Below are 21,613 nucleotides of genomic sequence, written 5' to 3' on the forward strand. Positions count from 1 at the left end.
AGTGCTCCAGTAAAATCATCTGCCACGTCAGGAAGCCGTTGTGACAGCACTGTCCACGGGTCTATGCTTTCGGTCGGCTAAGGTCAATCGTCGTTCCGCAGTCGCCCCCAATAGGCACCAAATGTTAACAAAACCAGCAACAGTAAGATCGGTCGATCGCCCCATTTGGCATAGAGTGTCATCGGCAGCACCCGCGGCAGCGCCAGATCCATGGCACCTGCATGACCCAGCGGAATACTCTGCACGATGCGCCCATGCGCATCAATAACCGCGGAAATACCGGTATTTGCGGCACGCACCATCGGCAGCCCCTGCTCGATCGCGCGCAAACGCGCCTGTGCCAGATGTTGATACGGGCCCGCCGCCTGACCAAACCAGGCGTCGTTGGTGATCAGGACCAGCAGACGCGGGCGCTGGACGGGGCGCGCTATCTCTTCGGCAAAGATACCTTCGTAGCAAATCAGTGGCACGGCGGCACCAATTCCCGGCAAAAAGACCGTGTCGCTGCCCTGCCCGGGCGTGAAGCCACCACCGATGACATCCGCCAACCCGGACACCCCAAACTGCGCCGCCCAGCGGCCGCCAGGGATGTATTCGCCAAAGGGCACAAGGTGGCTTTTGTCATAGAGGTCAGTGATTTCCCCGTTACCGTTCAGCACCACAAGACTGTTGTAGAACCGGTCTTGATCGTCAACGCGCTGAATACCAAAAACCAATGGTGCCCCCTGCGCCGCCTCAACCAGCACAGAGGTGTCGGCTTCAACATAGTGCAAAAGAGAAGGGATTGCCGTCTCTGGCCAGACAACCAGATCAGGGGCAGTGCCCTGTGCGCTCAGGTCCAAAAGCCTGCGCAAGAAAATGTTCCGAAATGCCGGGTCCCATTTTTGATGCTGCGGCGCATTGGGCTGGACGATCCTGACAATCGGTGCCTCGGCGATCGGTTCATTGGGTTCTGGTGGGACCAACGCAAACGCCACGGCAAAAAACCCTGCCCCAATCAAAACACCCATCACCCTGCGCCCGAAAAAGAACTGCGCCGCGCCATAGGCAGCCAGCACCGTGAGCAGCGTCAAGAAATGCGGTCCCCCAAACCCGGCGGCCTGTGCCAGCCATGTCGGCACCCAGATGTGCCCCAGAAGAGCCCAGGGAAAGCCTGTCAGAATAAGTGACCGTGCGATTTCGACCCAGACCAGACATAGGGCGAGCATGAAAAGACTGCGCGGTGCCAAACGCGCCGCCACATAGGACGCCAGCGCCCAGAACAGTGCCGCCCCGGAGGCCATAAAAACGATCGCAAATGGGGCCATCCAGCCGTGGCGGGCCAGATCAATCAGAAACGGTTCGATGATCCAGCGCAGGCTGAACCCAAAGTACCCCAATCCGACGCTCCACCCATAGAACGAGGCTTGCCGGGGCGAAACAGCAGTTGAATGAATCGCCAGCACAGCCGCCAGCGCGACAATGGAAACCGGCCACAGGTCATTTGGCGCCTGCCCAAGTGCGGCCAGTAAGCCAAGCAAGACAAGCAAGGCAAAGCGATACCTTAGACCAAGCCCCACAAACCGGCCCAGAGTTTTAGCCACGCTGACTGCCGCTCAGACACACACGCAGGCGCTTGATACGGCGCGGATCGGCGTCCAGCACCTCGAATTCGACCCCGTCAGGATGTGTGACGACCTCGCCACGCGCGGGCAAATGCCCGGCAAGCAATGTCACAAGGCCACCCAGCGTGTCGATTTCCTCTTCATCAATCTCTTCATGCGCTGTCAGATTGATGCCGATTTCTTCCTCGAAATCCTCAAGTTCTGTCCGGGCCTGCACAATATAGATGCCCGGCTTTTCAAGTGACCAGCTTTTGGCCTCTTCGATGTCATGTTCATCTTCGATCTCGCCCACGACCTGTTCGATCAAGTCTTCGATCGTAACCAACCCATCGGTGCCGCCGTATTCGTCGATGACCAGCGCCATGTGAATCCGTTCTGCCTGCATCTTTTGCAGCAACACACCCAGTGGCATGGACGGGGGCACAAACAGCAAAGGGCGCAGCATAGCGCGCAGGTCAAAATCATCACCCGCGCCGTTAAAGCCATATCGCAGCGCGAAATCCTTGAGGTTCGCAGTACCGATCGGCGTATCAAGGGTCCCGTCAAAGACCGGCAGGCGGGTGAGGCCACACTCGCGAAAAATCTCGACCAGCTCCTGTTTGGTCGCGGTGACCGGGGCTGCGATGATATCCGTTTTGGGGATCGCCACGTCTTCAACACGCATCCGGCTGAGGTTGAGCATGCTCAATGTGGACCCCGCAGATGAATAGGATTGCCGGGGGCTTTCTAGATCTTCTTCGTCTGTGTGTGGGGGAAAGACGGCATCCCGAAAACGGGCAAATACGCCCGGCTTGTCATCGTCATTGTCCAACTGCGCGCTTTGCGCTGCAATAGATGGACCTTCGCTCGTGTCGCCCATTTCATCCTTACCTACGCGCGCGGAATTGCGCGCTTATTCCCTATATGGATCACAAATACCCATTTTGCCAAGTATCTCTGTTTCCAATGCTTCCATCAGGGTGGCGTCGCGGTCACGCTCGTGATCGAAACCCAGCAAATGCAGAGTGCCATGCACAAGTAAATGAAGTGTGTGATCGGTGATCGATTTGCCTGCGGCAGCCGCTTCTTTTGCGCAGGTATCATAGGAAATCGCAATATCGCCCAGTTCGTTATCCGGACCAGGTTGCGGCGGCAGCGGCATTTCGCCGTCGACAGCAGCGCCCCGTTCGTCCGCAGGCCAGCTCAGCACGTTTGTTGGCGTTGGCCTGCCACGAAAATCCTCGTTCAAGGCGGCGATCCGCGCATCATTGCAGGCAAGCAGGCTGACTTCAAACACCGAAGGCTCCAGCCCCAACCGGGTGAGAGTGGCATCGGTGGCCTGCTCTGCCAGTTCCTCCAGTGAAACGGAAATCCAGCGCCGATCCTCAACCATGCAATCAACAGTCACAGGCACCACCCATTTTTTTATGGCTCACTAGTCTTAAGGCTCACTTGGGGTCGTCTTTTTCATAGGCTTCGATGATCGCGGCCACCAGCGGATGCCGCACGACATCTTTGGCTGTGAAATAGTTGAAACTGATTTTGGGAATGTTCTTGAGCAGACGCTCCGCATCCCATAGCCCCGAATTGACGCCACGCGGCAAGTCGATCTGGGTGCGGTCGCCGGTGATGACCATACGCGATCCTTCGCCCAGACGGGTCAGAAACATTTTCATCTGCATGGTGGTTGCATTCTGCGCCTCGTCCAGCACCACGAATGCGTTCGACAGAGTGCGCCCGCGCATAAAGGCCAAAGGCGCGATTTCGATGACCTTTTCCTCCATCATCTTGGCCGCCTGCTTGCCCGGCAGAAAATCATTCAGCGCGTCATAAAGCGGCTGCATGTAGGGGTCGACCTTGTCCTTCATGTCACCGGGCAAATAGCCCAGCTTCTCGCCCGCCTCGACCGCAGGGCGGGACAGGATGATCTTGTCCACGTGACCGCTGATCAGCATGTTCACACCGACAGCCACGGCCAGATAGGTTTTACCCGTCCCCGCAGGGCCGATGCCAAAAGCCAGTTCCTTGTCAAACAACGATTTGACATAGGCTTTCTGCGCATCGGTGCGCGGTTCAATCAGCTTTTTGCGGGTCTTGATCTCGACCCGGCTGGTTTCGCCTTTGAACAGCTCGATCTGGTCACCATCACGCGCAGGCCCGCGCACAGGCTCCGGCCCCATCCGCAATTCGCGGTCCAGATCGCCGGGTTCAAGCGTGCGCCCGGCTTCGAGCCGCTGATAAAGCGCCTGCAGGACTTGCACGGTATCCTTGCGCGCATCCTCTTCGCCGATCACGGCAAGCTGATTGCCGCGGCGCAGGATCTGCACACTTAGTCTATCTTCGATGGTGGTGAGGTTGCGGTCATATTCGCCGCAAAGGTCAATCAACAGAAAGTTATCGGGGAATTCCAAAAGGTCTTCTGCGGTCGCTTCAGCGGGTGGGGTCAGGGCACCGGTGGCCAAACAGCTCTCCTTTGAGTCTTTATGATCTGATGGTGCCGACACAAGCACGCAGGCGCAAGCGCTGGCTGACATTTGTCATCGAATTGATACGAAAAAGATGATCAAACCGTTTGGCGTGCGCGCAGGTTCGCCCGAATAAACGCCAGAATGAAAATCACGGTAAGCATAAGGATGATCGTGGGGGCTGGTGCGCTGTCAATAAAGAAGCTCAGGTAGACCCCTGCCAACCCGGCCAAGAGTGTGACGCCAAAGGCAATCGGAAGCATCAGACTTAACCGTCTGGTGAGCAGAAACGCAATAGCTCCGGGTGCGATCAGCAGGCCGATGGACAGGATGATACCAACCGCTGACAATGTGGCCACGATGGTCAGTGACATCAGCGCCAGCAGCCCGTAATGCAGCCAGCCCACCCGCAGCCCCACGGCCTGCGCCTGGACGGGATCAAAGGCGTGCAGCATGAAATCCCGCTGTTTGGCAAGGATCACAAAGCCCACAAGTGCGGCGATCACCCCGGTTGTCCAGAGATCCGCCGCCGAAACCCCGAGCATATTGCCAAAAAGGATATGATCCAGATGCACCTCGGTCGAGATTTTGGTGTAGATCACAATCCCAAGGCCGAACATGCCCGAAAAGACGATCCCCATCACCGTATCCTGTTTGACCCGGCTGTTGGCCGACAGAAAGCCGACGGAAAGCGCGCAGACCATGCCCGCAGCAAAGGCCCCGATGATCAGCGGGATATTCAGCAGATAGGCAAAGACCACGCCGGGCAAGACTGCATGGCTGATGGCGTCGCCCATCAGGGACCAGCCCTTCAGTACCAGAAAGCACGACAAAAGGCTGGTTGGCACCGCGATCATGGCGACCATCAGGAACGCCTTGTTCATAAACGCGAACTGAAAGGGGAAAAGCCAATCCATCACGCGCGCTCCAATGCTTGGGCGGCTTTCCGTCGCGCGGCCAGATAGCCGTGCTTTGGGGCCCAGACGAACGTCGCAAGAAAGATCAGCGTTTGCAGCGTCACAATCATGCCGCCTGTCGCCCCATCCAGAAAATAGCTCAGGTACGCACCGACAAAACTGGTCCCGGCCCCGATGGCGACACTCAGCATCAGCAAACGCGGGAACCGGTCGCAAAGCAAATAGGCCGTAGCCCCCGGCGTGACCACCATCGCAATGACCAGAAAAGCGCCTACTGTCTGCAATGCCGCCACGCAGGATGCCGAAAGCAGCGTAAAGAAAACGACGCGCAAAAGGCCCGGCCGCAAACCAATAGACCTTGCATGGTTTTCGTCAAAGAAGACGACCATCAAGTCCTTCCACTTCGCCAACAGCACCGCCAGCGTCACAAAACCGATGATTGCCAGTTGCAGCGTATCCGACGGGGTGATGGCCAGAATGTTGCCCATTGTGATGGTCTGGATGCTGACCGATGTAGGCGACAGCGACACCATGAACAGGCCCAGCCCAAAAAACGACGTGAAGATCAGGCCGATGATCGTGTCCTCTTTCAATCCGGACCGTTGGTTGAGGAACAGCATCGCACCGGCAGCCAGCCCGCCAGCGGCAAAAGCGCCCAGCGCAAAGGGCAGCCCCAGCATATAGGCACCAGCGACACCGGGCACGATTGAATGGCTCAGCGCATCGCCGATCAGCGACCAGCCCTTGAGCATCAGGTAGGCCGACAAGAACGCACACACGCCCCCGACCAGCGCACTGACCCACATGGCGTTGAACATGTAACCGTAGCTGAAGGGTTCCAGCAACAGGCCCATCACCTTTCATCCTCATACATCACAAAGGGCCGTTCATCGTCGGTGATGACACGGATCGTGCGGCCGTCTTCGTCTTCGTGCAGGTCAGAGCCGCCCAAAACGAAGTGACGCAGCACGCCGCCGAACGCGACTTCGAGATTCGCGCGGGTAAATGTCGTTTCCGTCGGGCCGTAGGCCAGCACGGTTTCCTTGACCAGCACGGTCCGGTCACAGAATTCAGGCACCGACCCAAGGTTGTGAGTCGATACCAGCATCACCCGGCCTTCGTCCCGCATTTCGCGCAGCAGGGCGATGATCGCCTCTTCGGTCTGCACATCGACGCCCGTGAAAGGTTCATCGAGCAGAATCACCTGACCCTCTTGCGCCAGTGCGCGGGCAAGAAAAACGCGCTTGCGCTGCCCGCCCGATAGCTCGCCAATCTGCCGATGCCGAAAGTCGGACATATTCACCCGCGCCAAGGCGCCGGTGACGGCGTCATGATCGGCCTTCTTGGGACGGCGAAAAAACCCCATATGGCCATAGCGACCCATCATCACCACATCTTCGACCAGCACCGGAAAGGTCCAGTCGACCTCTTCCGACTGGGGCACATAGGCGACCGTGTTCAGGCGCAACGCTTCTTTCACGGGCATGCCCAGTACCGTGATGTCACCGCGGGCCGTGGGGACAAAACCCATGATTGCCTTGAACAGCGTAGACTTGCCTGCCCCGTTCACGCCCACCAGTGCAGTGATCGTACCGGTCGGAATCTCGAAAGATGCATCGCGCAGGGCCGTGTGGCCGTTGCGATAGGTCACAGTTACATCATGGGCAGAAATGCCTGATGTCGTCATTCTGTCAGACCCTCGGCGATAGTTTCGGTCGTGATCCGCAGCAGATCAAGGTAGGTCGGCACATCACCGTCCGCTTCGGTCAGACTGTCGACATAAAGCACACCGCCATATGTGGCACCTGTTTCACGTGCCACCTGTTCGGCGGGTGACTGACTGACGGTGCTTTCGCAGAAAACGGCGGGAATTTTGTTGTCGCGGACCCCGTCGATGACCTTGCGCACCTGTTGCGGCGTGCCTTGGGCATCAGCATTCATCGGCCAGAGGTAAAGCTCTTTCATCTGATAATCGCGAATCAGATAGCTGAATGCCCCCTCGCAAGTGACGAGCCAGCGGCGGTCTTCCGGCACGGCCAGAATGCGGTCGCGCAAAGGTGCAAGGGTTGCCGTAATCTGCGCTTTGTAGCTTGCGGCATTGGCGCGGTAGGTGTCCGCATTTGCAGGATCATACCGTGAAAATGCGTCGCTGATATTGTCGACGTAAATCAGCGCATTGGTCAGCCCCATCCATGCATGCGGGTTGGGCTTGCCGTCATATTCGCCCTCGGTGATGCTGATCGGGTCAATCCCGTCGGTGATTGTCACGCTGGGCACATCGCCGAGATTGGCGAGGAACGGCTCAAACCACAACTCAAGGTTCAGCCCGTTCCACAGGATCAAATCGGCATCAATCGCCCGGACGATATCGCGCGGGGTCGGCTGATAGCCGTGAATTTCCGCCCCCGCCTTGGTGATGCTTTCCACATCAGCCACGTCGCCCGCGACGTTGCGTGCCATATCCGCTATGACGGTAAATGTCGTGACCACTTTGAAGCGGTCTTCCTGCGCCCAGCCACCCGTCGCGAGACAGGCGAAACATACGAACGCGCCGATCAATTTCATCCTGATCATACTTTTGATGTCCCCAATCAAATGAATCGACAGTTGCATATGAGAATAATTCGCAACAGTAAACATCATTGTGTGACTTGCACAGTCTTGTGAGACGCCTTGAGAGAGACGCCCAAAAAAAACGGCCCGCAGTTTGCGGACCGTTTTCATCAATCTGACCCAAGGGAGGATAGGTCGATCGGAGAGACTTACTTAGCGGAAGTAGTTGCTTTCTTGGCAGCAGCAGTCACTTCGTCAGTTGCTTTCTTGGCAGCAGCAGTCATGTCCTCGGACATGTCCTTGCCAGCGGCGAGAACCAGTTCCATTGTCTGGGTCTGTACTTTTTTCGCGATTTCGGCGAAAGCGGACATGTGCTCAGCAGCGGACTCGGCCTGTGCAGACGCGAAATCCGTCATGGCTTTCGCATAGTCAGCAGGGTCGGCCTTTGCTTTGGACATCGCTTCAACTTTTGCCAGAGTGTCCTGTGTCCACTTTGAAGAAATCTCAGCAGATTTGCCCGCAGCTTCGATTGCAACGCCAGACATTTTTTCTGCCAGCGTCGTCTGGTTCTTGAACTGCTCTTCCATTGCCTTTGTATCCACAGGGAATGATCCCATCATGTCTTTGAATACGGCGGTGAAGTCTTGTGTCTTAGCCATTGTCTTTAATCCTTATATATGTCGGTGCGGAGCCCCCTCCGCGTTTATTTGATACCGACAATATGCATGCTGCAGTGCAGCATTTCAAGCTTTTTCTGCACTGCAGCATAAATTTCTCGAAAGAACTGCTTTAAGACATTAAAACAACTATTTAGGAAGCACATAGGTCCCCGGCGCGGGACAAAGCACAGGACTATCTTCACCGCCAGGTTGTCTTGCCTCCACTTTTTTCCCTGATTTACCCGCTAACCACGAATCCCACCTTGGCCACCATGACCCGGCATGTTTTTCAGCGGCGTCAAACCAGTCGTCTGCCGTCAAACCCATTTCCGGGTTCGTATAGTGACCGTATTTGTTTTTCGTTGGCGGATTGACGATACCAGCGATGTGACCGGATTCGGACAAGATGAAGGTCTTGTCTTTTGAACCCATCTTCTGCACGCCGTTGTAACTGCTTTTCCACGCCGCAATATGATCGGTTTCGCAGGCGATGGCACACAGTGGCACAGTGACATCTTTCAGATGCAGGGTGGTGCCGCAGACTTCGAACCCGTCGGTTGCAAAGCGGTCATCCTGACAAAGCCCGCGCAGATATTCCACGGCCATCTTGGCTGGCAGGTTGGTGCCGTCACCGTTCCAGTACAGCAGATCGAATGCAGGTGGCGCCTTGCCCATCATATAGCTTTTGATTGCCGGCCCATAGATCAGATCGTTTGACCGGAGATAGGAAAAGGTGCGTGACATGAAGAAGGAGTCGAGGATTCCGTTTTGTTCGACTTCCGCCTCGATCCCATTGACGAAATCGTCGTCAAGGAAAACGCCCACTTCTCCGCGGTCAGAAAAGTCGGTCAGCGTCGTAAAGAATGTCGCGCTGTTTACGGAATTGTCTTTGCGCTCTTTCATCAGGGCAAGCGTCAAAGCCAGCGTTGTGCCCGCGATGCAGTAGCCCACCGCATTCACCTTTTTGACACCACAGATCTTTTTGACCTGGTCAATCGCGGTCAAATATCCGTCTTCGATGTAATCATCCATGGATATGTCACGATAGCCTGCATCCGGATTGACCCATGACACGACAAAGACAGTGTATCCCTGATCAACCGCCCATTTGATCAAGCTGTTCTGGGGCTTGAGGTCCAGAATATAGAATTTGTTGATCCACGGCGGAAAGATCATCAGCGGCGTGTTATACACCTTTTCAGTTGTGGGCGTGTATTGGATCAGCTCGAACATGTGGTTACGAAACACCACTGACCCCGGCGTTGTCGCAAGGTTTTCGCCCAGCTTGAACGCCGACTTGTCCGCCAGGGTGACAACGAGGTCACCATCGTTCGCTTCCAGATCGGAAATCAGGTTTTCAAGGCCCGCAACAAGGCTCTCTCCTTCGGTTTCTGCGGCCAGAGCGAGAGCTTCGGGATTCGTGGGCAAAAAGTTAGTCGGGCTGATCAAATCGACCAGTTGCTGCGAAAAATAGCGCAAACGCTTCTTTTCCTCAGAATCAAGCGTTTCGATATTTTCCACTGCCTGCTGCACTGCGGCGCTGTTCATCAGGTACTGTTGCTTGATGAAATTGAAATAGGGGTTGGTGTCCCACAACTCATGAGAGAACCGCCTGTCTTTCGGCGTTTCATCGGCCGCAGGCTGAAGCTTGCCCTGCATCAGCAGATGCTGCGCTTCGACGTAATGTTTGACCGACTTGCCCCAAAACGACACCTGATGTTCGATCAGCTTGGCTGGATTATGCATCATTTCAGTCATGTAGGCCGATGCCGCCTTGACGTATAAGTCGTGGCTTGGCCCCTGCAATGCAGGCGGGACCGGGCGCGATTGCCCCATGACTTTTAGCAAGCGTTGCGTCAGCGCCTCAACTTTTGCCAAGTTTGCTTCAAGTTTCGCCACATTTTGTTGTGATGTCGCTTGATCGACCAAATCGCTTGTTGTCATGTTAACGTTCCTATGCCTATGCTGCACACGCAGCATCCTCTGCGCACCCCGATCGGAGTTACCAAATGAAGTATATGTTGACCTATGACCTGATGGAAAGTGCGCGCAACACAAACCAATGGATGGGCGCCACCGCCCATGCGTTCGCCTCTTACCCCATGATGTCCTGGGGTGCCAACCCCGCAATGGACTGGCTCAAGGCCTGGGGTGAGGTGACTGAACGCACCTTTGCGCGCATGGTGGTCAAGCCCGACTGGAACATTCCGCCGGTGACCGGCGACAAGGGCCGGGATTACCCTGTTGTCGTCGAAACCGTTGTTGAACGCCCCTTTGGTGATCTTATTCATTTCACAATGCCCGGCCGTGCGCCAAGCAAGCGGCGCGTGCTGCTGGTTGCCCCGATGTCGGGTCACTACGCCACGCTGTTGCGCAAGACTGTCATAAGCCTGCTGCCGGATTGCGACGTTTATATCACCGACTGGCACAATGCCCGTGATATTCCGGTTAGTGCTGGCAAGTTCGATATCGAAGATTATACCCTCTATCTGGTTGATTTCATGCGCGAGCTTGGATCGGATATCCATGTCATCGCCGTCTGCCAGCCCGTCCCGCTGACACTGGCCGCGACCGCCTATCTTGCCGAACAAGACCCAGAGGCGCAGCCAAAGTCCCTGACCCTGATCGGCGGCCCTGTCGACCCCGAGGCGAACCACACCGAAGTGACCGACTTTGGCCGTTCCGTCACCATGGGGCAACTCGAAGAAACGATGATCCAGCGCGTCGGCTTCAAATATTCTGGCGTGGGTCGCATGGTCTATCCCGGCCTGTTGCAGTTGGCCTCTTTCATCTCGATGAACGCCGAAACGCACACGAATTCCTTCCGTGATGAAATCATCCGTGTCGCCAAGGGCGAAGCGTCAGAGCATGACCGCCACAATGCATTCTATGATGAGTACCTTGCCGTGATGGACATGACTGCCGAGTTTTATCTGTCAACGGTCGAACGGATTTTCAAGGGGCGTGAAATCGCGCAAAACGACTTTGTCGTTGCCGGGCACAAAGTCGACTTTGGCAAGGTCACAACCGTTGCTGTCAAGATCGTCGAGGGTGAAGCTGATGATATTTCCGCCCCCGGTCAGTGTCTGGCCGCCCTTGGTCTGCTGACCAATCTGCCCGATGAAAAGAAGGCATCGCACCTTGAACCTGGTGCCGGCCACTATGGCATTTTTGCCGGTGGAAGCTGGCGGAATAACATCCGACCGCTGGTGCTCGACTTTATTGACGCCAATTCAGGCGACGCCCCGAAATCCGCCAAAGTTGTCGCAATGAAATAGGCGTAGCGGGCCCTTTCGGCGCTATCCTGCTGGAGCCAGCCTATGGCGCACCACGTTAAAGCCTTCTTTTGCAGTCGGTGGTTCAAAATGCCGTGCGATTTGCCAGAACTGTTCATCGGTCAAGGCAAACGGATGATCACCAGCCAGATTACGGGCGCGCAACCGATCAAGGCATACAGAGTCTGGCACATCCAGATAATGCAGATGATGGGCCACGCCCATATCGCCAAGAATGCCGCGCATCCAGTTACGATTGGCCACCGTATTTGCAGGGAAGTCCAGAACCACCGAAACTCCCGTGCCCAGCAATGAAACGACGTGTGGTGCGATGACTGTCTGCAACTTGGCTGCACACCGCACATAGTCCGACACAGATGTCATCTGGTCTGCAAACAGAGCCGCCAGCCAGACATCCTCTGCCAGCATCACGGTGGCATCCTCACCTGCCAGTGTTGATTTGCCTGTTGCGGGTTTGCCGCACAGAAGGTGCAGCGCAGGTACTGAAGCCGCCATCAGGGCCGCAACATCAAAGGCATTTGCATCCAGCGACGCAATGCATCTGTCACCGGCTCGGCGGCGTCCAATGTAGGCAAATATCCGGCCTGTTCGATCACTTCGAGCGTGCCGTAAGGCAGCATCTCGGCCATGACTTCCTGACGTTTCAAGGGGAATTGCCCGTCAAAACGACCGCAGATCACCATCGATGGTTGCTGCTTGATCGCGCGCAATGTTGCCTGCTGGTCCTTGCGGCGCTGCATCGCACGGGCTTGTTTGACATAGACGTCCGGCCCAAGTGCGCGCCCCATATCCTTGAGCAATTCGATAATCCGCACCTTGTCGCAGTTCGGTCCAAGCCATGTGGAATTCACTTCGTGCTGCAACACGTCATCAAAGCGACCCGATCGCGCGGCAATAATGTGCGGTTCGCGGCCCGCAGCCACCTCGGGCGTGTCGGATTGTGCGGTCGTCGCAATCAGGGCAATGCGCGTGACCCGTTCCGACGCACGCCGCATGATCTCCATCGCGACCATCCCGCCCATGCCCATGCCAGCAAGCGCAAATTTGGACGGGGCCCAGCTCAGGATTTGGCTTGCGACCTCTTCCATCCGCTCGCCACGTGTGGTCGGCGCGAACATGACCGCATGCTCCATACTCAACATTCTGATCTGATAGCCGAATATGCGCGCATCACACAGCATTGGCGGAATCATCACCAGCGTTTCACTTGGCATTCATGCCACCCAATTATTGCCCTGCCGCTAGTTAGCCTGCCGGGCGGGCGCGGTACAAGTGCCCGCATCGCGCAATATACGATCCGACCAAGCGGAAATCTGCTGGACCAGCGGTGCGGTCTGACCAGGGCTGAAAATATCGCCCGCCATGACATGACCATTGGGATCGTCGCCCTTTTGAGGAGTGATCATCAGCGCTTCCGCATCTCCCCCCCAGCGGCCGATCACTTTGCGGATTTCGACCGGGTTCACCACGGTATCGGCATCATTAAAGGCAAAAAAGGCCGGGACGCGAATGGTTGACAGATCAGCCCCCCGCACGGCCCGCACCGCGTCGGCCATGGTGGATACGGCTTCGGTCGGATAGCGGGTCGTCCAGAATTTGGCGTGCGCGGCGTTGATCGGGTCAAAATTGCGCTCGCGTCCAACAAGATATTTCCCCCACACGCGGGAATAAGGCATATCAAGCAGCATTTGTGCAGCCCTATTTGTCAGCCCATAATTTGGCGAAACATGAACCACTGCTGCGGCCTGCCGTCCCTGCGCCAGCGACAGGGTCGCCAACGTGCATCCGGTTGAACAACCCATGATGACAACTTCGTCACCCAATGCTGCGGCAATATCAAACGCCTCTGCCATGTCCTGCTGCCAATCCGCAAATGTGGCCCGCGCCATGGCAGGTCCATCCTGACCATGCCCATCAAGACGGGTAAAAAAGATGTTCGCCCCCAAATGCCCCGCAACCAGATCAGGCAGTGGGCGCAATTCTTCGCCAGTGGCCGAGAATCCATGCACATAGAGCAGGACATAGCGGGTCTTTTGCCCCTCAGCGCCAGCCCAGATGACGCGCTTTTCACAGCCCGGCCTCAGGTTGGGCACAAGCGCTTCCGTCTCGCGCAGATAGTCAGTGATATTCTTGGGATCAAGCAAGGGCACGCTCCGCCTGTGGTCGGTAGAAAATGACAAGACCAAGCACTGCGATGCTCAGGACCGCTGCCGGGATCAAGGTAACAGATAGCTGCAAAGCCGCCAGCGCGCCATCAGTTTGCGCGACATAGCCGCCGGTGGCCTCTTGCCAGCCCGCAGCCGACAGGATCAGCCCCAGCACAGCAGGGGCCAGCGCGTTGGCAAGCTTCTGGCCAAACAGCCAAACCGCCGAAAAGGCCCCTTCCAACGCCAGTCCGGTCTGCGCGCGGGTGACATCCATCAGGTCCGGATACATAGCCCACGGGATTTGCTGATAAGCGCCATTGGTCATGCCCGCCAGCACGAATATCCCTGCGATTGCGGTCACATTGACCGACGGCAGCGCCAGATAGAGCCCGTAAAGCAACCCCACATAAAGACATAGCCCCAGCACCAGCGCCCACAGTTTGCCCAAACGGTGCGACAACAGCACCCATACCGCCTGGCTCAGGATCGCGCCTGCAACAAAGGCCGCAAACATCAGGCTGAGTGTCGACAAGGCCGCCGCAGCGCCTGACAGGGCGGTATCGCCACTATCCACCACCAGATAGATCGCCGCAAAAGGGAGCCCGGCCGTGATCAGCGCAATCGCCATGGTCATCACGCCATAAAGCACCACCAGAACAAGAAACGCACGGTTGGCAAGGACAGTGCGAAAGCTTTCCGACAGACCAACAGGGGCGGCCTGCACAATATGCGGCGCCTTGGCCGTGGCCAGCAAAGACAGCCAGACAGCCCCCGCTATCAGGGGGCTGACAGTGATTGCGGCCCACGCATAGCCTTTCGCCGCTGCAATCCCGGGTATCAGTGCGCCGCCGACCAATATCCCCACGCTGGCAAAGCCCATGCGCCACCCAGTCATGGCAGAGCGTTCGCGCGGGTTCTGTGTAATCTCGCCCGCCATCGCGCCATAGGGAATGGCAATCATCGTAAATCCGATGGTGGCCAGCACGAAAAAGCCGGTGACCCATACCAGATTGCCCGCCAAAGCCAGCCCCTGAGGGACGGCAAAAAGCCCGATCATGCCAGCAGGCATGACAAGCGCACCCCAGAACATCCACGGGGCACGGCGGCCAAACCGGCTTTGGGTGCGGTCGCTCAGATAGCCGATCAACGGGTCTGTAATCATGTCGAAAACCAAAACGGCGGTGGTGACAAAGCCCGCAATGCCCACGGGCACACCAAGGAAAGATGTCAGGAAAGTCAGCACCAGCAATTGCTTGACCACGACAAAGACAACCACGCCCATGTCAGCCAGACCCCAGCCTGCTTTTTGCCCCAATGTCAGCGCCATGCAATGTCCTCCGTCTTGGCGGCAGGCTAGCGGGCCAATGGTGCTGCACGAAACAGAGACGTTGCGTAAGATGGGTTTTAACCCATCCCCGCTGACAGGACGTCCTCTACCGACCGGACGATCAGAGCCAGACAGGCGTCATCTGAAAACCTGTGATCTGCGCCATCCACAAGTGTTAGACGCATATCCGGACCCTCTGCGTGGGCCAGCAGACGCAAGGCCACCGACATATCAACATCCGCATCAGCGGTCCCCTGCAAAAAGCGTACCGGAAATGGCAGCTCCAGCGGATCACGCAGCACCAATCGGGTGCGGCCTTCTTCGATCAGGCGCTTTGTGATAATATAGGGGTCCCCGTATTCAGAAGGCAGTGCCACCTGCCCTGCGGCCAGTTCCGTCTTTTGGTCGTCTGTGAAACTGGCCCACATGCTGTCCTCAGTGAAATCCGGGGCAGCGGCGATTGTGACCAACCCCGCGACCCTCTGCGGCATGGCGCGGGCCACCAGCAGTGAAATCCACCCCCCCATCGAGGAGCCCACAAGAACCACCTTCCCTGCCAAAAGGCCCAATGCGGCACAGGCATCCTCGAACCAGTCGCCGATCGCGCCATCCTCAAAGCGCCCGTCGCTTTCGCCGTGGCCGGAATAGTCAAATCGCAAAAAGGTGCGTCCCGACTCGCGCGCCCATTTTTCCAGATGAACCGCCTTGGTGCCCTCCATGTCGGACTTGAAGCCCCCCAGAAAAACAACCGCCGGGCCTGTGCCATCAGTCAGATGATAGGCCAGCCTGCGGCCTTGCGGTGTCACGAAACTCTCAGCCATTTTGCACCTCTTGCAGCCCACTTGCGATCATGGCGGCAACAAAACACATGACGGCAAAAAGGCCAATCACCAGTGGCACGCTGATAGCGGCCAATACGGCAAAACCCGCGCCGCCAATCATCAGAACAAGCCCGACAATCGTGTTGGAAAGGGCCGTATACTGCGCCCTATCCTGCGGCCCGGCCATATCGACCAGATGCGTGGACCGGCCATTGCGCACCCCCTGATAGGATATCATCAGCCCAAACAGCAAAACCGGCAGCACCAGCGGCACGCCAATGAGCCCTGCAAATTCCAGCCCGATCACCAGAAGCAGCGCGACGCCGCCCGCAATACCGGCCATTTGCAGGACACGCCGCGATGATCTGTCCGACAATCGGCCCCAAACATAAGACGACACCAAAGCCGCCGCGGCCGATGCTAAAACCAATGCCCCCAATGCGCCAAATCCGCTGTCGGGGTTCAGCATGACCAGATAGGGTGGCGCAAGGGCCGTGCCGACCAGCAAAGACCGCACCACGATAAAGCGGGTCAATTGCGGGCGGTCCCGCAACAGACCAAAGGGGACAAAACATATGTCGGCGACCTCTGCGTCAGTACCCGCCTCGCGCAGAGTGGCAAGGATGACTGCGCCCATAGCCCAAAAAGCGGCAGCCAGAAAAATTGCCGAAATTACAATGACAAAGCGATCCCCCAGCCCGGTTAACAGCAAGGCAGCAAAGGCGATCACGCCGACTGCCGCCGCACTGCTGGCCACGCCTGTCGCGGTGCCCCGGCGCGATTTGCCAACGGTCTTGCCCAGAATATCCTTGTAGCTGGCCGAACAGACGGATCGGGCAATGGCCAGCAAGGCCAGAAGGCCCACAATCACCGGCCCCGCCGCTGCCCCGTCAAGTGTCAGGGCGGCCACGGCAATCGCCGCCGCGCTCAGCCCCTGTACAAATGCCCCGCCAACCCAGAACCATTTGCGCACCTGTGCACGCGCAATCACGGGGGATGTCAGCAGTTGTGGCAACAATGCGCCAGATTCGCGGACGGGCACCAACAATCCAGTCCAGAATGCGCCCGCGCCCAGATGGGTCAGGAGCCAGCTCAGCACCAATTTGGGGTCGATCAACCCATCCGCAATCTTGCTGGCGCCGAGCGACAGAACATGCCGCAGGAAATTACCGGCTTCGGCGTCTTGTGCCTTTTGCGGCAAATCCGGATCTGCCGCCTGATCATCGACCAGCACGTCGAATAGCTTTGTGGTCATACTGTCGATCATCCTGACACCCCTTTCGGGTATCAACATAGGGCTTGTCCACAGAATTCTTGTCGCACTGTCTGATAAGCGCAGCGGCGGCACCTGATTTTCCCCAAACGAAACAGTTGCCAAAGACAAGAAAAGACCGGGCCAAGCCCGGTCTGTTTGTCTCTGCACTTTCTGTAAATGCGGATACTTACGAACCGAAGGGTCTAGCCCCCGACGTAGACCGATTTCTGCGGACGGTAAAAAATCTTCTGGTCGTGCAAACGGCCTAGAAGTTCTTCGTTTTCGCGCTGGTCACGCTCGATCACCGAGATCGATTCCAGATGCGCGGGGTTTTCTTCGGTCAAGGCACGGCGCATCCGGCACAACTCGCGGCCGCGCGCGCGCAGTGCTTCTTCAATCATATCGACATCAGATATCGTCAGTTCGAACGTACGATTATAACGCGCCATGGTGAATCCTTTCAGCATAGTTTCATATCGGAAATTTGTGTCGGTTTTACCCACAGACAAGTCGCAGTCAACGTATTCTTGGGTATACATCCGCCTTGCGCCCGCTTAGGGCGATCCCCGCGCGAAAACCGCGGACCAAGGTCGCCTCTTTTTGCGTCGGCCCGCCTTATCTTACAGCACTCACAAACAGGGCCGCGCCTGTCGTGCTGCGCCCATTCGCCCAAGCTTCATCCGCATTGATGACTTCAACCAGTTCGGCATTTGGTCCAAAAAACTCAACCACGCGCGTGGAAAGATCGTAAGTCTCTGTTTCGCCTGATGTTTTCGTTACGGAGCCGATAACGGCATCATTTGCGGGATTGAAGGAGAGCTCACCAGCAATTGCTGTCGCATTTGTCATGCTGAGTTCGTCAGAAATGTTGCTACCCTGGTTGAGTGCGTCAACAACCTCGTCGCTTAACTGGTAAAAATTGTCAGCCTTTCCGGATATTGACTCTTGCGTGAAGTCCACAACCAATTCAGCGTTTCCCACGGCTGCGAAAACGGCATCCACCCTTGAGAACTCAAGAAGTGTAGCTGGCCCATTGTACGAAGCTATACCTGATGTCGGAACGCTGCTCGTCGGGGTCGATTCGAGGTCTGCTGTTATCGTTTCTATTTCACTGTATAAATCGTTTAGCGCGAAAAGACTTAATTCATGGGTTTCCACCGCTCCGTCGGTCGTGCTTGACCCTCCGCAGGCAGAAAGCCCAAAAATACACAGCACAAGGGAAATTTTTAGAAATGTCACTCAGGTTTCTCCTCACAAATCGTTAACAAGGGGTAAACCTCTGGGTTTATCGAAGAAAGCTGAAACGCCGTGCATGGTAAACTCGTGACTTGACAGCAACAGTCGCAGCGGCGACACCCCCGCCATCAACCCGCAACCGGGCGTCCCGTAGGCGCCAAACTGACGAGGAGCCCATCAGATGGCCCAAATCTCTCTCACATTTCCGGACGGCAACGCGCGCCAATATGATGCGGGGATCACCCCTGCGGATGTCGCTGCGGACATTTCATCGAGCCTGCGCAAAAAGGCGATCAGCGCGACCGTGAACGGCGCGCATTGGGACCTGCAGTGGCCGATCGACGCTGACAGCAGCATCGCCATCAACACTATGAAAGACGAAGAACCCGCACTTGAACTGGTGCGCCACGATCTGGCGCACATCATGGCCCGCGCGGTGCAAGAGATCTGGCCCGATGTGCAGGTAACGATCGGACCCGTGATCAAGGACGGCTGGTACTACGACTTTGACCGCAAGGAACCCTTCGTGCCCGAAGACCTCGCCCTCATCGAAAAGAAGATGAAGGAGATCATCAACAAGCGTGATGAGGTCAGCACAGAAATCTGGGACCGGCCCAAGGCGATCCAATATTACAAAGACCAGGGCGAGCCCTACAAAGTCGAACTGATCGAAAGCATCCCCGGGGATGAGCCGCTGCGCATGTACTGGCACGGTGACTGGCAAGACCTTTGCCGCGGGCCACACCTGCAAAACACCGGACAGGTTCCCGCTGATGGCTTCAAGCTGATGTCGATTGCGGGTGCCTATTGGCGCGGCGACAGCGACCGCGCGATGCTGCAACGGATTTACGGCACGGCTTTTACCAATAAGGAAGGGCTGAAAGCGCACTTGCACCGGCTCGAAGAAGCCGCCAAACGCGATCACCGCAAACTTGGCCGCGAGATGGACCTGTTCCACATGCAGGAGGAAGCCCCAGGCCAGATTTTCTGGCACCCTAACGGCTGGACAGTCTACACCGAATTGCAGGACTACATGCGCCGCCAGCAGCGCAAGGGCGGCTACGTCGAGGTCAACACACCACAGGTCGTGGACCGCAAGTTGTGGGAAGCCTCGGGTCACTGGGAAAAATATCAGGAGCATATGTTCATCGTCGAAGTGGACGAGGATCACGCCCGCGAAAAGGCGGTCAATGCGCTTAAACCGATGAACTGTCCCTGCCATGTGCAGATTTTCAATCAGGGCCTGAAATCCTACCGCGACCTGCCCCTGCGGATGGCCGAATTCGGGTCTTGCAACCGCTATGAACCATCCGGTGCCCTGCACGGCATCATGCGGGTGCGCGGCTTTACGCAGGATGACGGGCATATTTTCTGCCGCGAGGACCAGATCGAAGAGGAAACAGCCGAATTCATCCGGTTCTTGACGGTCATCTACAAGGACCTCGGCTTTGAAAAATTCAGCGTGAAATTCTCTGATCGGCCCGAACTGCGCGCTGGCGCGGATGAGGTATGGGACAAGGCCGAAGCCGCCCTGTTGTCCGCAACCCGCGCTGCCGGGATCGAACCCGAACTGAACCCGGGCGAAGGGGCATTCTACGGCCCCAAGCTGGAATTTGTGCTAACCGACGCGATTGGCCGCGACTGGCAATGCGGCACCCATCAAGTGGATTTCGTGCTGCCCGAACGGCTTGATGCCAACTACATCGGCGTAGACGGTAACAAACACCGCCCCGTCATGCTGCACCGGGCGACGCTTGGATCGTTTGAGCGGTTCATCGGTATCCTGATCGAGGAACATGCTGGCAAACTGCCGTTCTGGCTGGCACCCCGTCAGGTGGTCGTTGCCACAATCGTGTCGGATGCGGATGATTTCGCGCTTGAAGTCGTCGCGGCGCTGAAAGCGGCTGGCGTGCGGGCCGAGGCTGATTTGCGCAACGAAAAGATCAACTACAAGGTCCGCGAACATTCGGTTGGCAAGGTGCCGGTCATTCTGGCGCTTGGCGCGCGCGAAGTGGAACAGCGGACCGTCACAGCACGCCGCTTGGGTGAGAAACAGACCGCCACGGTAGCACTTGACGATATCGTAGCCGAGCTTGGTGCGGCGGCAACACCGCCCGATCTGGCCTAAGCCTTCAGGTAAACCGACTGGACATCGGGTTTCCACCCGATTGTCCAGTTGCCGTCAGCCTCAATCGCCGGCCGTTTCATCAAGGTGGGGTGTGCGGCCAAAAGCGCCATCGGGTCGCCAGCCTTTTCCTCATCCGTCAATCCACGCCAAGTGGTCGAGGATTTGTTGATCACCGCTGCACCGAAGGTTGCGATAATCTGTGCAAGATCCTCAGGCGCGACGCCGTCCGCACGGACATCTATGATGGTTGGATCATATCCTGCCTCTGCCAAGGATTTCCGCGCTTTGCGGCACGTATCGCATGTTTTTAGCCCAAAAAATTTCATTCTGCTGTCCCATTATGCAAACGGTCGCCGAAAACCCAAGTGCGACGACATGTCATTTGCCTTTTTCATAAAACGGTTAAGTCTAAAGGGGCAAGGTCAAGACTGACCCTGCTTTGGGACTTATGATGCAAGTTCCAGATACGGCAAGAAGGAGAAGGACGATGCCAAGTGGCACTGTAAAGTGGTTCAACACAACAAAGGGGTACGGATTTATTGCACCCGCAGATGGCGGCGCGGATATCTTTGTGCATATTTCAGCGGTAGAGAAATCCGGGCTCACCGGGTTGGCCGATGATCAAAAAGTGACGTTTGATCTGGTTGAGGGGCGCGACGGCCGTAAAATGGCCGGAAGTCTCGAAGTCACACCAGACTGAGATTTCCGCCAACAAAGCATGCGGCCTTTAATTCTCAGGCCGTAAATCTGGATGACTCATTGTCCTCGTTTGAGGGCACTTTGGACTGCTGGGTCACCACACTACTCGTTTCACGGGTCAAACGATCGACCAAGCGGACCTGAATTGGCAATTAAAGCCAGACATTCTGCTCCGCTTCGTCCCAGCCCAATGTCCAACGGGTTCCATCGCTAATCACAGGGCGCGCCATCAGAGCGGGTTGGGCTTCCAATTGCGATTCGACCTCCGATTCCCGTAACCATGCGTTCAGATTGCGGAATGTCTGCGTTTTGCGATCAACCAGATTGTCCCCGAACTCAGCGATAAGCGGCGACCATTCCGCCTCTGACATGGGGTCGGCCCGGACATCGCGGAAGATTACGTCATGCCCCGCCTCTGCCAGCGCTTTGCGGGCTTTGTTGCAGTCAGGGCAGGTCGGCAAACCGTATAGGATCATTTGGGGTATCCGATAAGACAGGATTTCAGGTCATAAAGAAGCAAGTCAGCA

At 56.8% G+C, this 21,613-nt stretch carries 23 protein-coding genes and 1 riboswitch; of the genes, 3 read left to right on the plus strand and 20 right to left on the minus strand.

Translation table 11 applies throughout. The features are described 5' to 3' along the window. Nucleotides 1–2: 2 nt before the first annotated feature. Nucleotides 3–50: riboswitch (SAM-SAH riboswitch) on the minus strand. A 33-nt stretch (nt 51–83) separates the two neighbouring features. The 10 genes from lnt to C8N45_RS08615 form a co-directional block, all read right to left on the minus strand. After that, a complete protein-coding gene (gene lnt, locus C8N45_RS08570; RefSeq protein WP_245882603.1) occupies nt 84–1,583 on the minus strand; it encodes an apolipoprotein N-acyltransferase in 1,500 nt (499 codons plus the stop codon). After that, nucleotides 1,576–2,463 (minus strand): transporter associated domain-containing protein, encoded by an 888-nt coding sequence (locus C8N45_RS08575; protein ID WP_108385836.1) that lies wholly within the window; start codon nt 2,461–2,463, stop codon nt 1,576–1,578. Before C8N45_RS08575 ends, lnt begins: the two co-directional genes overlap by 8 nt. A gap of 33 nt (nt 2,464–2,496) precedes the next feature. Further along, nucleotides 2,497–2,991, minus strand: a complete 495-nt coding sequence (ybeY, locus tag C8N45_RS08580; protein WP_108386062.1) for an rRNA maturation RNase YbeY — start codon at nt 2,989–2,991, stop codon at nt 2,497–2,499. Between the two features lie 40 nt (nt 2,992–3,031). Then, nucleotides 3,032–4,045 carry a PhoH family protein gene (locus C8N45_RS08585; RefSeq protein ID WP_108386063.1) on the minus strand — a complete coding sequence of 338 codons (1,014 nt, stop codon included), beginning with the start codon at nt 4,043–4,045 and terminating at the stop codon, nt 3,032–3,034. Between the two features lie 101 nt (nt 4,046–4,146). Further along, nucleotides 4,147–4,965 (minus strand): metal ABC transporter permease, encoded by an 819-nt coding sequence (locus C8N45_RS08590; RefSeq protein ID WP_108385837.1) that lies wholly within the window; start codon nt 4,963–4,965, stop codon nt 4,147–4,149. Next, nucleotides 4,965–5,819 carry a metal ABC transporter permease gene (locus C8N45_RS08595; protein WP_108385838.1) on the minus strand — a complete coding sequence of 285 codons (855 nt, stop codon included), beginning with the start codon at nt 5,817–5,819 and terminating at the stop codon, nt 4,965–4,967. Before C8N45_RS08595 ends, C8N45_RS08590 begins: the two co-directional genes overlap by 1 nt. Beyond that, nucleotides 5,819–6,652 (minus strand): manganese/iron ABC transporter ATP-binding protein, encoded by an 834-nt coding sequence (locus C8N45_RS08600; protein WP_108385839.1) that lies wholly within the window; start codon nt 6,650–6,652, stop codon nt 5,819–5,821. The genes C8N45_RS08595 and C8N45_RS08600 overlap by 1 nt, the downstream gene beginning before the upstream one ends. Continuing rightward, nucleotides 6,649–7,530 (minus strand): metal ABC transporter substrate-binding protein, encoded by an 882-nt coding sequence (locus C8N45_RS08605; RefSeq protein WP_245882604.1) that lies wholly within the window; start codon nt 7,528–7,530, stop codon nt 6,649–6,651. The genes C8N45_RS08600 and C8N45_RS08605 overlap by 4 nt, the downstream gene beginning before the upstream one ends. A gap of 197 nt (nt 7,531–7,727) precedes the next feature. Further along, on the minus strand, nt 7,728–8,177 hold the full coding sequence (locus C8N45_RS08610; protein WP_108385840.1) for a phasin family protein: 450 nt from the start codon (nt 8,175–8,177) through the stop codon (nt 7,728–7,730). 147 nt (nt 8,178–8,324) lie between these two features. Next, the gene (locus C8N45_RS08615; RefSeq protein ID WP_108385841.1) at nt 8,325–10,121 is read right to left on the minus strand and encodes a PHA/PHB synthase family protein; all 1,797 of its coding nucleotides are present in this window, start codon (nt 10,119–10,121) and stop codon (nt 8,325–8,327) included. 65 nt (nt 10,122–10,186) lie between these two features. On the opposite strand from C8N45_RS08615, the gene phaZ reads away from it, so the two are divergent. Continuing rightward, nucleotides 10,187–11,455, plus strand: coding sequence for a polyhydroxyalkanoate depolymerase (gene phaZ, locus C8N45_RS08620; RefSeq protein WP_108385842.1), 1,269 nt, complete (start codon nt 10,187–10,189; stop codon nt 11,453–11,455). 21 nt (nt 11,456–11,476) lie between these two features. On the opposite strand, the gene C8N45_RS08625 is transcribed toward phaZ, so the two are convergent. The 8 genes from C8N45_RS08625 to C8N45_RS22990 all read right to left on the minus strand — a co-directional run bounded on the left by C8N45_RS08625 (nt 11,477) and on the right by C8N45_RS22990 (nt 18,262). Then, entirely contained in the window at nt 11,477–11,968 is a 492-nt protein-coding gene (locus tag C8N45_RS08625; protein ID WP_108385843.1) for a P-loop nucleotide/nucleoside kinase family protein, read from the minus strand. Next, entirely contained in the window at nt 11,968–12,687 is a 720-nt protein-coding gene (locus tag C8N45_RS08630) for an alpha/beta fold hydrolase (protein ID WP_108385844.1), read from the minus strand. The genes C8N45_RS08625 and C8N45_RS08630 overlap by 1 nt, the downstream gene beginning before the upstream one ends. Before the next feature lie 27 nt (nt 12,688–12,714). Beyond that, a complete protein-coding gene (locus tag C8N45_RS08635) occupies nt 12,715–13,617 on the minus strand; it encodes an alpha/beta hydrolase (RefSeq protein ID WP_168769434.1) in 903 nt (300 codons plus the stop codon). Continuing rightward, complete coding sequence (locus C8N45_RS08640) at nt 13,610–14,947, minus strand: MFS transporter (RefSeq protein ID WP_108385846.1); 1,338 nt, start codon at nt 14,945–14,947, stop codon at nt 13,610–13,612. The genes C8N45_RS08635 and C8N45_RS08640 overlap by 8 nt, the downstream gene beginning before the upstream one ends. Nucleotides 14,948–15,024: 77 nt before the next feature. After that, a complete protein-coding gene (locus tag C8N45_RS08645; RefSeq protein WP_108385847.1) occupies nt 15,025–15,768 on the minus strand; it encodes an alpha/beta fold hydrolase in 744 nt (247 codons plus the stop codon). Further along, nucleotides 15,761–17,035 carry an MFS transporter gene (locus C8N45_RS08650; RefSeq protein WP_108386065.1) on the minus strand — a complete coding sequence of 425 codons (1,275 nt, stop codon included), beginning with the start codon at nt 17,033–17,035 and terminating at the stop codon, nt 15,761–15,763. Before C8N45_RS08650 ends, C8N45_RS08645 begins: the two co-directional genes overlap by 8 nt. Before the next feature lie 191 nt (nt 17,036–17,226). After that, nucleotides 17,227–17,472, minus strand: coding sequence for a hypothetical protein (locus tag C8N45_RS08655; protein ID WP_108386066.1), 246 nt, complete (start codon nt 17,470–17,472; stop codon nt 17,227–17,229). A 166-nt stretch (nt 17,473–17,638) separates the two neighbouring features. After that, entirely contained in the window at nt 17,639–18,262 is a 624-nt protein-coding gene (locus C8N45_RS22990; protein ID WP_133175960.1) for a hypothetical protein, read from the minus strand. Between the two features lie 178 nt (nt 18,263–18,440). On the opposite strand from C8N45_RS22990, the gene thrS reads away from it, so the two are divergent. Continuing rightward, the gene (thrS, locus tag C8N45_RS08665; RefSeq protein WP_108385849.1) at nt 18,441–20,387 is read left to right on the plus strand and encodes a threonine--tRNA ligase; all 1,947 of its coding nucleotides are present in this window, start codon (nt 18,441–18,443) and stop codon (nt 20,385–20,387) included. Here thrS and C8N45_RS08670 read toward each other — a convergent pair. Next, nucleotides 20,384–20,713: an arsenate reductase family protein gene (locus tag C8N45_RS08670; protein WP_108385850.1), complete on the minus strand. Its 330-nt coding sequence runs from the start codon at nt 20,711–20,713 to the stop codon at nt 20,384–20,386. The genes thrS and C8N45_RS08670 overlap by 4 nt on opposite strands. Before the next feature lie 161 nt (nt 20,714–20,874). Between C8N45_RS08670 and C8N45_RS08675 the strand changes: the two genes are divergently transcribed. Next, nucleotides 20,875–21,087, plus strand: a complete 213-nt coding sequence (locus C8N45_RS08675) for a cold-shock protein (protein WP_108385851.1) — start codon at nt 20,875–20,877, stop codon at nt 21,085–21,087. 151 nt (nt 21,088–21,238) lie between these two features. On the opposite strand, the gene C8N45_RS08680 is transcribed toward C8N45_RS08675, so the two are convergent. After that, nucleotides 21,239–21,562, minus strand: coding sequence for an arsenate reductase family protein (locus tag C8N45_RS08680; protein ID WP_108385852.1), 324 nt, complete (start codon nt 21,560–21,562; stop codon nt 21,239–21,241). Nucleotides 21,563–21,613: the final 51 nt, after the last annotated feature.

This window comes from Yoonia sediminilitoris (assembly GCF_003058085.1).
Lineage (GTDB): Bacteria > Pseudomonadota > Alphaproteobacteria > Rhodobacterales > Rhodobacteraceae > Yoonia > Yoonia sediminilitoris.